Origin of the sequence: Caballeronia sp. BCC1704, from assembly GCF_902833455.1 — a bacterium.
GTDB lineage: Bacteria > Pseudomonadota > Gammaproteobacteria > Burkholderiales > Burkholderiaceae > Caballeronia.
Genome location: NZ_CADFFT010000001.1, coordinates 1,017,848 through 1,031,147, shown reverse-complemented (window position 1 = coordinate 1,031,147; position 13,300 = coordinate 1,017,848). Strand labels below are relative to the sequence as shown.

9 protein-coding genes and 1 tRNA gene are annotated in these 13,300 nt (G+C 61.8%); 5 read left to right on the top strand and 5 right to left on the bottom strand.

Annotated elements, in window-relative coordinates; all coding sequences use genetic code 11:
- The 5 genes from HWX53_RS04770 to HWX53_RS04750 all read right to left on the bottom strand — a co-directional run bounded on the left by HWX53_RS04770 (nucleotide 1) and on the right by HWX53_RS04750 (nucleotide 5,347).
- Nucleotides 1–1,317: a GTP-binding protein gene (locus HWX53_RS04770; RefSeq protein ID WP_175940603.1), complete on the bottom strand. Its 1,317-nt coding sequence runs from the start codon at nucleotides 1,315–1,317 to the stop codon at nucleotides 1–3.
- A gap of 25 nt (nucleotides 1,318–1,342) precedes the next feature.
- A complete protein-coding gene (cysD, locus tag HWX53_RS04765; RefSeq protein ID WP_175939673.1) occupies nucleotides 1,343–2,305 on the bottom strand; it encodes a sulfate adenylyltransferase subunit CysD in 963 nt (320 codons plus the stop codon).
- Between the two features lie 80 nt (nucleotides 2,306–2,385).
- Nucleotides 2,386–3,117, bottom strand: coding sequence for a phosphoadenylyl-sulfate reductase (locus tag HWX53_RS04760; RefSeq protein WP_175939672.1), 732 nt, complete (start codon nucleotides 3,115–3,117; stop codon nucleotides 2,386–2,388).
- A 3-nt stretch (nucleotides 3,118–3,120) separates the two neighbouring features.
- Nucleotides 3,121–3,660, bottom strand: a complete 540-nt coding sequence (locus HWX53_RS04755; RefSeq protein ID WP_175939671.1) for a DUF934 domain-containing protein — start codon at nucleotides 3,658–3,660, stop codon at nucleotides 3,121–3,123.
- Nucleotides 3,661–3,670: 10 nt separating this feature from the next.
- Nucleotides 3,671–5,347 (bottom strand): nitrite/sulfite reductase, encoded by a 1,677-nt coding sequence (locus tag HWX53_RS04750; RefSeq protein WP_175939670.1) that lies wholly within the window; start codon nucleotides 5,345–5,347, stop codon nucleotides 3,671–3,673.
- A gap of 217 nt (nucleotides 5,348–5,564) precedes the next feature.
- On the opposite strand from HWX53_RS04750, the gene HWX53_RS04745 reads away from it, so the two are divergent.
- The 5 genes from HWX53_RS04745 (at nucleotide 5,565) to HWX53_RS04725 (ending at nucleotide 12,501) form a co-directional block, all read left to right on the top strand.
- Nucleotides 5,565–6,506: a CysB family HTH-type transcriptional regulator gene (locus HWX53_RS04745; RefSeq protein WP_175939669.1), complete on the top strand. Its 942-nt coding sequence runs from the start codon at nucleotides 5,565–5,567 to the stop codon at nucleotides 6,504–6,506.
- A gap of 61 nt (nucleotides 6,507–6,567) precedes the next feature.
- Entirely contained in the window at nucleotides 6,568–7,728 is a 1,161-nt protein-coding gene (locus HWX53_RS04740; RefSeq protein ID WP_175939668.1) for an ABC transporter substrate-binding protein, read from the top strand.
- Between the two features lie 64 nt (nucleotides 7,729–7,792).
- A tRNA-Leu gene (locus HWX53_RS04735) sits at nucleotides 7,793–7,877 on the top strand.
- A gap of 1,897 nt (nucleotides 7,878–9,774) precedes the next feature.
- A complete protein-coding gene (locus tag HWX53_RS04730; protein ID WP_175940602.1) occupies nucleotides 9,775–10,692 on the top strand; it encodes a transporter in 918 nt (305 codons plus the stop codon).
- A 435-nt stretch (nucleotides 10,693–11,127) separates the two neighbouring features.
- Entirely contained in the window at nucleotides 11,128–12,501 is a 1,374-nt protein-coding gene (locus HWX53_RS04725; protein WP_175939667.1) for a DUF1214 domain-containing protein, read from the top strand.
- The last annotated feature ends 799 nt before the right edge of the window (nucleotides 12,502–13,300 follow it).

The following is a 13,300-nucleotide window of genomic DNA, read 5'->3' as shown; positions in this document are numbered from 1 at the left end:
TCAAGCCGCAATTTCGCGGATCATACCGGCCGCGACCGTGTGATGCGTCGCCTCGTCGATCAGCACGAACGCGCCGGTGCCCTGATGCGTATCGTACTCGTCCGCGACGATCGGCTTTTGCAGCGTGAGCGCCACGCGGCCGATGTCGTTCATCGCGAGCGTCGTGCGGTCCACCGAGTGCGACAGCGTGTGCACGTCCAGCACCTCTTTCACCGCGCCGATGCGCGCGAACACGGTATTGGTCGTCTGCTTCAGCAGATACTTGCGCTGCGCCGAAAGCGGCTCTTCGTCGAACCAGCACAGGTCGGCTTCGAGCTTCTTCGCCGGAGTCACAGCAGCCGTCGCCGGGACGAACGTATCGCCGCGCGACACGTCCACGTCTTCGGCAAGACGAACGGTCACCGTCTGCCCCGCGAACGCGCGATTCACCGACGCCACGCCGCCCGGCACCGGCGCGATGATTTCCGCGACCGTCGCCTGGCGATTCGCCGGCAGCACGTTGATCGCATCGCCCACGCGCACTTCGCCCGCCTCGACGCGGCCCATGTAGCCGCGGAAGTCGTCGGCCTGCGAGCCGTCCTGACGCGCGACCCATTGCACCGGGAACCGCAGCGCCTGTTCGTTCGGCTGCGCGACCGGCAGCGATTCGAGCAGATCGAGCAGCGGCTCGCCCGCGTACCACGGCATGCGCTCGCTCGCGCTCACGATGTTGTCGCCCTTCAGCGCCGACACCGGCACGAAGCGCACATGCTCGAGACCGAGTTGACGCGCGAGCGCGACATACGCGTCGCGAATCTCGTTAAAGCGCGTCTCGCTGTACTCGACCAAATCCATTTTATTGATCGCGACGATCACGTGCTGCAAGCCCAGCAGCTTCACGATGGCGCTGTGGCGCTTGGTCTGCGGCAGCAGTTGCGCTTCGCCGTTTTCGAACGTGACGCGCGTCGCGTCGACGAGAATGATCGCGGCGTGCGCCGTCGATGCGCCCGTCACCATGTTGCGCGTGTATTGCTCGTGGCCCGGCGTGTCCGCGATGATGAACTTGCGCTTGGCGGTCGCGAAATAGCGATACGCGACGTCGATGGTGATGCCCTGCTCGCGCTCGGCTTCGAGACCGTCCGTGAGCAGCGACAGGTCGATTTCATCGCCGACGGTGCGCTTGTTTTTCGCGCGCGAGATGGCCGACAACTGGTCGGACAGAACCGCCTTGCTGTCGTACAGCAGGCGGCCGATCAGCGTGCTCTTGCCGTCGTCGACGCTGCCCGCCGTGATGAAGCGCAACACGCCCAGGTCTTCCGCTTGATAGATGCTCATGATTCGTTGGTTCCTCGGAGCGTGATGCTTAGAAATAGCCTTGCTTCTTGCGCTGTTCCATCGCGGCTTCGGACGCTTGGTCGTCCATGCGCGTGGCGCCACGCTCGGTAATCTCGGTCACGGCCGTTTCGGCGATGATCTTCTCGACGTCGTCGGCGTCGCTCGCCACCGGGCACGTGCAGCTGATATCGCCGACGGTACGGAAACGCACCTGCGCGATCTCCGGCGTCTCGCCTTCGCGCACCGGCGTGAGCGGCGTCACCGGCACGAGCAGCCCGTTGCGACGCACGATTTCGCGATCGTGCGCGTAGTAGATGGACGGCAGTTCGAGCTTCTCGCGCGCGATGTACTGCCACACGTCGAGCTCGGTCCAGTTCGAGATCGGGAACACGCGCAGATGCTCGCCCGCATGCAGACGCGCGTTGTAGATGCTCCACAGTTCCGGGCGCTGCGCCTTCGGGTCCCACTGGCCGAATTCGTCGCGGAACGAGAAGATGCGCTCTTTCGCGCGCGCCTTCTCTTCGTCGCGGCGCGCGCCGCCGATCATCGCCGTGTAGCCGTATTGCTCGATAGTTTCGAGCAGCGTGACCGCTTGCGCGGCGTTGCGCGAATCCGTCTCGCGGCGCAGGCGCACGGTGCCCTTCTTGATCGAATCCTCGACGTGGCCGACGACCAGTTCCGCGCCGATTTGGGCCGCGCGACGGTCGCGGAAGTCGATCACTTCCTGGAAATTGTGGCCCGTGTCGATATGCACGAGCGGGAACGGCAGCACCGTCTTGCGGTTGCCGCCGAGGCCGAACGCCTTCAGCGCGAGCGCCAGCACGACGACCGAATCCTTGCCGCCCGAGAACAGCAGCGCGGGCTTGCTGCACTCCGCGACGAGTTCGCGCAGGATGTGGATCGACTCGGCTTCGAGCCAGTCGAGGTGGTCCATCCGCGTCGCCTGATTGACGATCGGGGCGGTGACGTTGGGGTCGAGCGTGGTGCTCATGTTCGTCGATCCTTTTTTGTGCGGCATGGTTCGCCAAGCCGCGTTCAGTAACAGGGTTCAGCCGGCGTCTGTGCGCCTTGTCAGATCGCGGAGCTCGGCGCTTCTTCGACGATCTTGATGCTGCTGATGTTGGTCATGTGCAGGCCGCATTCCTTCGTATCGCGCGATTCCCACCACCAGCGGCCCGCGCGGCTGTCCTCGCCGGGACGCACGGCGCGCGTGCAGGGTTCGCAGCCGATGCTCGGATAGCCGCGCGCATGCAGCGGGTTCACCGGCACGTCGAAGGCTTTCAGGTAGTCCCACACGTCCGTCTCCGTCCAGTCCGCGAGCGGATTGAACTTGGCGATGCCGCGCGGCGCGTCGTGCTCTTCTTCGTGCAGTTCGGCGCGCGTCACCGACTGCTCGCGGCGCTGGCCCGTGACCCACGCGGAGACATCGGCGAGCGCGCGGTTGAGCGGCTCCACCTTGCGGATATGGCAGCAGCTTTTGCGCAGGTCGATGCTCTCGTAGAACGCATTCAGGCCGTGATCGCGCACGTATTCATCGACAGCGGCTTGCTGCGGATGAAACTGCTCGATGTCGTAGCCGTAGCGTTCCTTCACGCGGTCGATCATGCCGAGCGTTTCCGCATGCAGACGGCCCGTGTTCAGCGAGAAGATGCCGATGCCGACCTTGCGCGAAAGAATGGCGTGCGTGAGCACCATGTCTTCGGCGGCGAGGCTGCTGGCTAGCTTGACGCGCTCATGGCGCGCTGCGATCGAATCGAGCAGCGCGTCGAGGCGTTCAACCTTGGCTTGCAGTTCTGGCGTCATGCCTCAGGCTCCGAGCGTGGCGAGCACCGCGGCGCGGCGGCGGAAGAGCGGTTCCGGGTTGTCGGTCGCGCCCTGATACAGCTCGCTGAATTCGTTGAACGCGTTGAGCGCGTCGTTGATGTCCTTGTCCGCGCGCACGGCAAAAGCGTCGAAGCCGCAGCGGTAGTGGAAGAACACCTGATCGCGCAGCACGTCGCCGATGGCGCGCAACTCGCCCTTCCAGTTGTAGCGCTCGCGCAGCAGGCGGCCGATGGAAAAGCCGCGGCCATCGCGAAACACCGGGAAATCGACCGCGATCACCGCAATCTTGTCGAAATCCGGCGCGAGATCGGCGGGTTCGTCGTCGGGCGCGAGCCACACGCCGAGCGATTCCTTCGCGCGCGATGCCACGAGCGCGTCCTTCACGTCCTTCCACAGCGCGAACGGCACGATCACGCTGCCTGCGGGAAGCGCATCGACTGCCGGCAGCGCGCCGTCTTCGCCTGCGCGCACGACGGTAAAATCGTCTTCGACGACCGCGCGGTTTTTGATAATCAACGTCATCTGCAGATCCTTAAGCGTGGGCTTGGCGCGATGCGTACACGCGCTCCTTGAACGGCGCGATGCCGATGCGGCCGAACGTCTCGATGAAGCGCTCGCCTTCCAGGCGGTTCTCGACGAAGGTGTCGATCACGCTCGAGACGACGTCCGGCATTTCATGCGCCGAGAACGACGGCCCGATGACCTTGCCGAGATGCGCGCCGGTCGCGCCCGAGCTTTGCTCGCCGCCGAGCGTCACCTGATACCACTCGGAGCCGTCCTTATCGACGCCCAGCACGCCGATGTTGCCGACGTGGTGATGACCGCACGCGTTCATGCAGCCCGAAATGTTGATCGACAGGTCGCCGAGGTCGTAGACATAGTCGGCGTTGTCGAAGCGTTCCTGAATCGCTTGCGCGATCGGGATCGACTTCGCATTCGCGAGCGAGCAGAAATCGCCGCCCGGGCACGAGATGATGTCCGTCAGCAGGCCGATGTTCGCCGCCGCGAGACCGATCGCCTTCGCGCGCTCCCAGACGGCGTACAGATCGCGCTTCTTCACGTTCGCGAGAATCAGGTTCTGCTCGTGCGAGACGCGGATTTCGCCGTAGGAGAACTCGTCGGCGAGATTGGCGACTTCGTCCATCTGTTTGTCGGTGGCATCGCCGGGCGCAACGCCCGTCGGCTTCAGCGACAGCGTGACCGCCGCGTAGCCGGCAATCTTGTGCGGGCGCACGTTGCGCTCGACCCAGCGCGCGAACGGCTTGCTTTCGATCAGGTGCTTCTCATATGAGGCGTCCGTGTCCGGCAGCTTTTCGTAGACGGGCGGCGCGAAGAACTTCGACACGCGGTCCACTTCGTCCTGCGTGAGCGTCGAGGGACCATCCTTCAGATGCGCCCACTCTTCTTCCACCTGCTTCGCGAACTTCTCGGGCGACAGCGCCTTCACGAGAATCTTGATGCGCGCCTTGTACATGTTGTCGCGGCGGCCGTAGCGGTTGTACACGCGCAGCACGGCTTCGCAGTATGTCAGCAGATGCTGCCACGGCAGGTCTTCCTTGATGACCGCGCCGATGATCGGCGTGCGGCCGAGCCCGCCGCCCGCGAGAATGCTCGCGACGACTTCGCCCTCTGCGTTCTTCTTCAGATAGACGCCGAGATCGTGGATCTGCACGGCCGCGCGGTCTTCCGCCGAGCCGCACACCGCGATCTTGAACTTGCGCGGCAGCCACGCGAATTCCGGGTGGAACGTGGACCATTGGCGCATGATTTCGGCCCACGGACGCGGATCGACGGTTTCGTCCGGGGCCACGCCCGCGAACTGGTCCGCCGTGATGTTGCGGATGCAGTTGCCCGACGTCTGGATCGCGTGCATCTGCACCGATGCCAGCTTGCGCAGGATTTCCGGCGTTTCTTCCAGTTCGATCCAGTTGAACTGGATGTTGGTGCGCGTCGAGAAGTGGCCGTAGCCACGGTCGTGCTCCCGCGCGATGGTGGCGAGCATGCGCAACTGGTCGCTGCGCAGGTTGCCGTACGGAATCGCGATGCGGTGCATGTATGCGTGGCGCTGCATGTACAGGCCGTTTTGCAGCCGCAGCGGACGGAACTCTTCCTCGCTCAACTCGCCCGACAGACGCCGGCGAACCTGATCGGCGTACTGCGCGACTCGTTCGTCAACGATTCGCTGGTCGATCTGATCGTATTGGTACATTCGGGGGCCCCAAGTTTTTGTTTAGCCGCCGGCGCCCTAGGTTGCGCCGCGCGTCAGATATCCATTGATTCGCCGGCGCGCACAGCGTTCAGATGGAACGCTCATTTGCTAATGACGAAAACAGCTATGGATATTGGAAAAATTGGACTGATAGTAATAAACCTGCTATATATTGCAAACGACTGAAAAATTACTTTGATATGCGCGTGGGTTATAAATGAATCTGCATCAGTTCCGCTTCGTGCGCGAGGCCGTGCGGCAGAACTTCAACCTGACCGAAGCCGCGAAGGCGCTGTATACATCGCAGCCGGGCGTGTCGAAGGCGATCATCGAGCTGGAAGACGAGCTGGGCGTCGAGATCTTCACGCGGCACGGCAAGCGCGTCCGGTCGCTGACGGAGCCGGGGCGCATCATTCTCGCTTCCGTCGAGAAAATCCTGCAGGAAGTGGAAAGCCTGAAGCGCGTCGGCAAGGATTACGCGGCGCAGGATCAGGGCAATCTCGTGATCGCCGCAACCCACACCCAGGCGCGCTACTCGCTGCCGTCGGCCATCGCGGAATTCAAGAAACGCTTCCCGAAAGTGCATCTGTCCATTTTGCAAGGCAGCCCGACGCAGGTTGCCGAGATGGTCATTCACGATCAGGCCGACATCGCCATTGCCACCGAAGCCATCGCCAACTATAAGGAACTGGTGTCGCTGCCCTGCTTCCAGTGGCAGCATCTGGCGGTCATGCTGCCCGAGCATCCGCTCCTCGAACGCAAGCTTCTCACGCTCGACGATCTCGTGCAGTACCCGCTCATCACGTACGAAGCGGCGTTCGCCGGGCGTACGAAGATCAACCATGCGTTTCAGCTGCGCAATCTGACGCCGGATATCGTGCTCGAAGCCATCGACGCGGACGTCATCAAGACTTACGTCGAACTGGGGCTCGGCGTCGGGATCATGGCGGATATCGCGTTCAATCCCGAGCGCGACCGCCATTTGCGCGCGATGCCGGTCGGGCATCTGTTCGGCACGAACGTCACGCGGCTCGCGCTCAAGCAAGGCGCTTATCTGCGCAGCTATGTGTATACGCTCGTCGAGCTGCTGTCGCCGTCGATGAACCGCAAGCTGATCGAACAGGCGCTTTCCGGCGAGCACGAAAGTTACGAACTCTGACTCTGAAGGCGACGGCGCAACGCCGATCACAAAAACACGAACTTCCCTGGAGAGCTTTCCGATGACGTTGTCGAAATTCACGCGCCGGCTCGCCGCCGGCGCCGCGCTGGCTGTGCTGTCCGCCGCCGCGCACGCGCAGATCAAGGTGGGCGTGGACTTGTCGAGCACGGGGCCTGCCGCCGCCATCGGCATCACGAGCAAGAACGCGATGCTGATGTGGCCGAGGACCATCGCGGGACAGGACGCGCAGTACATCATTCTCGACGACGGCTCGGACCCCGGCGCGGCAGTGCGCAATATCCGCAAGCTGATTACCGAGGACAAGGTCGACGTGATCGTCGGGCCGAACATCACGCCGGCCGCGCTCGCGGCGCTCGATCCGGTCGCCGAATATCAGACGCCGATGATTACGCTGATCGGCTCGGCGTCGGTGGTCGAACCGCAGGAAGGCAAGAAGGTCTGGGCGTTCAAGATGGCGCAGACCGACCGCGCGATGGCCGACGTGATGACGCGCTACATGTCCAACCACGGCGTGAAGACGGTCGGCTTCATCGGTTTCGCGGACAGTTACGGCGATAGCTGGCTGTCCGAATTCACCAAGTTCGCGGATCTTCGCCATATCAAGATAGTCGCGACCGAACGCTTCAACCGGACGGACGCGAGCGTCACCGGCCAGATTCTGAAGCTGATGGCCGCAAAGCCCGACGCCGTCTTGATCGCGGGCGCGGGCACGCCGACCGTGCTTCCGCAGCGCACGCTCGTCGAGCGCGGCTACAAGGGCGCGATCTATCAGACGCACGGCATCGCGACGCCGGAGTTCATCAAGCTCGGCGGCAAGGACGTGGAAGGCACGCTCTTTCCGACGCAGCCGGTGGTCGTCGCGCGCACGCTGCCGGCGGATCATCCGTCGAAGAAGGCCGCGCTCGCATTCGTCGATGCTTACGAGGACAGGTACGGCAAGGGCACGGTGACGCAGTTCGCCGGCGACGCCGCGGGCGTTTATCCGCGATTGCAGGACGCGGCGACGCGCGCGCTGAAGGCGGGCAAGCCGGGAACGAAGGAATTTCGCGTCGCGCTGCGCTCGGAACTGGAGCACGCGCATGAGCTGGTGGTGCCGAACGGCGTCGTCAATACGAGCGCCAGCGACCACGTCGGACTGGATCAGCGCGCGAGCGTCATGGGCATCGTCCGCAACGGGGCGTTCACGTATCTAAGCCAGTGATCCGCGGACAACCGGCGCTGCTTGCCGAGCGCGCGGTTTTGGGTCATAATCGCCGACTCAGCGTGCCCAGGTGGTGAAATTGGTAGACGCAGGGGACTCAAAATCCCCCGCCGCAAGGCGTGCCGGTTCGATTCCGGCCCTGGGCACCATCCTCTTAGAGCCTTGCGCCGTAAGGCTTCTACAGCGTCAGTAGCTTCTCGCGCTTTGCACTGTTTTCCCCTCGCTTAACCTTTCCGCTTTTTTAGCAGACTGCGAAGGCGCGACTATGTCCGACGCGCTCGTGCAGCGTTCGTCATTCGCCTACTTGCGGCGTAAATGTTGCCGCGTGCCTGTCTATCCCTGCGATACGGACGCGTCGGCGGCTTAGAACGGTACATTCCGGTCGTTCGTCGCTCTTGCACGCACACCGTATCCGTGAACGTCGATATGGGCCGTTGTTTCTCGCGACCTTCTTCAGCCTCGGGATTCCGCCGATGACGTTGGCATAACGGTCGCTATAGTATTTACAACCGCCTGAACGTATCGGGCTTTAATGGAAACGCGGCGTATTGGAAAATCGCAAGATCACGTTATCGCTCTCAATTGAATCGAGGTAGATCTTCTTCAAGTGCGACAGCGTTGATGCGGCCTGAAATAACTACCTTCAGCACCTGAGCGATACGCGAGAAATCTAAACGCCGGCATGCGCGAGAAGAAAGGCCGCATATTGACCGTGCTGAGACTTGAAATACCGGCATTCGATGTTTCAATGGCGGGTGCTCACCGAACGGTTGGTCGCACAGGGGAAGGTTGGAATTCCAGTCACGACTTGTCGAAATGCATTAGGGTGCTCCTCGTATTGGCTGAAAGGTTTGACGCAACTCGATTCTCAGACCCTTCGACCGCCAGGCAGTGAAAACGGGCGGGTTGTGGAATAACCGCTGAGCCCAAATAGCCGGAGGCGCGCAAGAGTCGGGACTCGAATCAACAAACGGTGTCAGTTGTCGGTCTTAGGGCGGCCAGAAAGCGCCATCACAAAAAGGACCGTTATCCCGCCGGAAGCTGGCATTCTTAATACTGGAATATCGGCAGCAATCACTCCGTTTCGTGCGCCATATATCAACGGTCACATTATTGCAAGATGCAGCCGTTGCTAAAAGGCAGTGCATTTCGCGTTCGGTGTCGAATTTGGCACGCTGGTCTCACACAGTAATATGCTCAAAACTCGACGACCGCGCTTGCGTTTCACAGAACGTTTGCTAACCTATATTGGCTAATTCAGATGCCGCGACGGCTTATAGCGGCCCGCTAACTTTTTGTATCTGGCAAATGACGGCATTTCATTGCGCAAGATTGTGAATAGAGGCGATGACCATTGCCGGTCGACCTCTTGAACGCGTGTCAGGTCGGATCGGGGATACGGCGGCGTCGGTGCCGCGCATAGTGATTTGGCTGGCTAAAAGGCCATCGTACATTCGTCGCGTCGGAGGGCCCAGATGAAGTCCAGCAGCGTTCTGCTTAGTAGAAGCTCATTCGCACCTGCTTTGGCGCAACATCCAGCCGCCTATTCGGCCTGCGGGCAAAGCGTGCAGGCTCAACAGGCGAACGACGGCACCTGCCGTCCAAGGGCGGAACAAGATAGCGACGGTGGCCCGGCAGCCGTCGCAAACGCCCCAGCGGCACCGCATGGACCCACGCGCGCCATCATGAGTGACGTGGATCGTCACTAATTGCGGCGCGGTGCAACGGTAGTCGCCACTGCGGGCGCTGTCGCGGGTGGCGAGCGCAGTCGCCGCGAACACGTCGCGCAGGCTCGAGCAGCCCAGTCGACGAAGCAATCTCTATGAATGTGTAGGCGCTGATCACCGCCTACATGCAGGGAAGGAAACACCGGCCGAACGGCAGCCAGTCGAAGCAGCGCCGCTAACAAGAAAGCGGACGGTTCGCGACGGCGCCTTCGCCGCCTCGATATCACACTACGCAGGTAACTTCACGAGGTGACGGATGTGCGTGCGTCTAACCATGGAAGCATCAGCGCCCAATACCGCGACTCGCTTCGCGGCCGCGATGCTGGCCGCAATGATGAGTTGGCCTGCTGTTGCGACGGAGGGCGGACTCGGAAGGTCCGTCACCGGCATGACAGTCCTTCCGGATGCGGGCATTGTTCCGTCCGAGCCTTTGACGATCTTTAGCGTTGAGCAGATCTACATCGACGGATCTATCGGCGCAAGTCGTCAGGTTCCCGTCTCCGGAAGAACTTCGCTGGGCATTGAGGGCGAAGTCGCCTTCACCTTGGCATCTGTGCTGCGTACATGGGGTTCTGTTGGAGGATGGAGTTTCGCATCCGGCATCACACTCCCATACGTCTGGTCGGAGGTGACCGGCTCCCTATCTGCCGGACCCGGGGCGAGATCGGCCACTGACAGAACATCCAATCTTTTCGACCTGTACTTCACGCCAGTGCTCGCTGGCTACCACCTGTCCCAGACCGATCACGTGGCCCTGAGCTTCAATTTCTGGGCACCCACTGGTGAGTACGAAGCTAACGCGCTCGCCAATCCGAGCCTGAACAACTGGACGTTTGTGCCGCAGATCGCCTACACGAAGCTCGTACCAAACGACGACATGGAGTTCGATGTAACGCTAGGCCTGCAGCTCTACACGCGCAATACCGCGACCGACTACCATAACGCTCCACTGCTCACCCTTGACGTGATGGGACTGAAGAAGTTCAACAATGGGCTCGGTGTCGGGCTGGTCGTGGGAACAACGCAGCAACTTGGCAACGATAGCGGCCCGACAGCCGACCGGCTCAATGGTTTTGTCGGTCGTGACGTTTCGGTCGGACCCGTCGTCACCTTGAACACCAAGCTATTCGGCAAGAACGCCCTGTCCGCGTCCCTGCGCTGGGTGCCGAACGTCATGAGCGTGAATCGCCTCAAGAGCACGAGGAGCTTCCAGGCTGGAGCCACGGTCGCCTTTTAGATTCAGCCTGAAAGGGGCAGCCAGTGCGCGGGCGCGTGACCGCAGGCGCGGAGACACGCATCGCGTGAGGCTTCTCATCGTTGGCTCGGATGCTATGTCGCAAGAACGAAGTCTTCTTTCGCGCCCCCCCCAAACCGAGGGGGGCGAGCACGCTTCCAAGCTTTAGAGTGACAGCTAACCGTTTTTGTCAGGCGACGCAGTTTTCAGCGGCACAGACGACGAACCACCGCAGACAGCGCTTGATTAGACCTAGCCCGCGTCGTCAGGCAAGCAGTCGTGACTACGATCGGGAGAGGAGCGTAAGAAAACTGATGCACGCTGCCCTTGCCTCGAGTCGCATCTGTGCGGCCGAGGCACACTGGCACCGGTTATCGTCGCGCATGAGCTTTACACGTCGTTCGATTCCGAGACTCGTCTTCAACAAGGAACCAGGCCATGAAATCGATTCGGGCTTCAGTAATAGTGATCGCAGCAACGGCGCTAGCATTCGCTTTGCAGGCGCAAGATGCTACGGCGCAGAACAGTGCCACGGATGGCACGCATTCCGCACAGGCGCCCAGCGCGGGCCCGCTGTCCGACGAGCAGATCAGTCAGGCTTACATCTACCTCCTTGGCCGGTTGTTCGTGACACGCCAGGAACAACTGGACTTTCAGGAAGGTTTCCACTGGAACCAACTCAACCACCGAAAGCCTGGGGCGGTGGACTGGCCGAATCCGAATCTCGATGTGGCCTATTCCGAAGCGTGGGTCGCCGTGGACGACAGCAGTTGCACGGTCGTAACTGTCCCACAGGTCAAAGGCAGGTACTTCACCGTCCAGGTGCTGAGCGGATGGGGCGAAACGCTTGCCAATATCAATGAGCGCGTCTTTCCCAGGAAACCCTATGGCGACTTCGCGCTGTGCCTGAATGGTTCGAAAGTTCCTACCCCAACGGGTGCCACGCGGATCGACCTTCCAGTCAAGTACTCCCGGATTCTTACGAGAGTCGCGCTCGGCAGCGACGTTGAAGGTGCGGTCGCGCTACAGCATCAGTTCCGCTTGACGACAACTGGATCACCCGCGCTTCCTTCGATCCCGAAGACTCCCCTTTTCGGGCTGGAAGACTTTCCCGGCGTCGAGGCTTTCGACGCGGCTGCCGTGGCACTGGATAGCGACCCAGACCGCAACGCGGGGCTGGAGGGCATGAGCGCGCTTGTTCGGCAAGTTGCGAACGCAGCGAGAGATCCGTCGCAGCGGAAGCGGATCGATCATGTGGTCCGTACGAAGGCGCTCGCTGAAATCGCGGAGGCGGGCGAGATCATCGGGCATGGAACCGCGCAGAGCGGCTGGGCTCGGCCAGGGGTGGTCGGTGAGTACGGGACTGACTACCTCACGCGTACGCTCGTGAACTACCGCGGCATATGGGCGAATATCAAGCCGGAGGTCCTTTACTATCGTGGCGCCAAGGATTCGACGGGCGCGGAGTTGAACGGCGATAACGTCTATACGTTGACCTTTCCGAAGGATGCGCTGCCGTCGCGCTTCGCCAACTATTTCTGGTCCGTGATCGCAGTGGACAGCGCCCGGTTCCGCGTCTTGCCCAATGCACTGAACAAGTACCTGATAAACGAGGCCTCTGGTCTCACCTACGCTGACGATGGCTCCTTGACGCTCTACTTCGCCGCGGAGAAGCCGGCGAATGCGCCTCAGGGCAACTGGCTACCGACGCCACGCGGCTCGAAGTACCGCTTGACGTTCCGCTATTACGGGCCAATTGACGCAGTAGCGAATGGAACCTATTTCCCTCCCGCATTGAAGCGTGTTCCCTGATCACTGCGCTACGTTCTGCATCGACATGGCAACTGCGGCGGGTTCGCGCTACTGCGGCAGCTTCGCCGAGAGTAGCGCGTGATGAGACAGTCGCCTCCGACCTCTCAAACGGTCAGCAAGACATCGGACGCTTACGGACCGCTTTGGGTCGGGTGCCGACTTTCGCCACCTGCATGGGGTCGGCAGCCCTCACCGGATCTGCCGCATTTGTTCGATGACGTCTCGACTTATACGGTTCAGCCGCCCTTGACTTTTGCCTTGGGGTACTCCCGCGACGTTCCGAAGGCTGCTGCGGCTTGCGTAAAGGTATCGGGATGCCCGCCTACCTTCGATCCGGACATCACGACGAACGAGACGCGTGCAGGTTCCACTTCGCCCGAGTCCATCGACACTGCCCCGGCAGGACTAATCGCTGCGCGGATCGCCGCTGCGTCACCGCACGACGACGGCGCCCCGTCGGCGCGACGTTCCCGACGCGCGTGTCCCCATCCAGCAAAGCGAAGGCGTACTCATCGTATCCGTCCGGTCGTGCGATCGATCCACACTACTGACGCGCGACCTCCAGAACCGCACGCACCGGCGTATTCCGTGACGCGAACATTACGCTAATGTGCGCAATCGCTTAGACGTACGGCACCCGGCGTCGCAAGAATGGGCTTCGAATCGGCGTCGCGGCATCCCGGCGCGGGGCGCGTCACGAGGACGCGCGCCCGCGCGGCAATCCGGCTTCGGGTTGCACTGGATGCACCACTGCCGTGACTTTGCTTCGCGCGCTGCGCAAGCCATAAATCTAACGAGT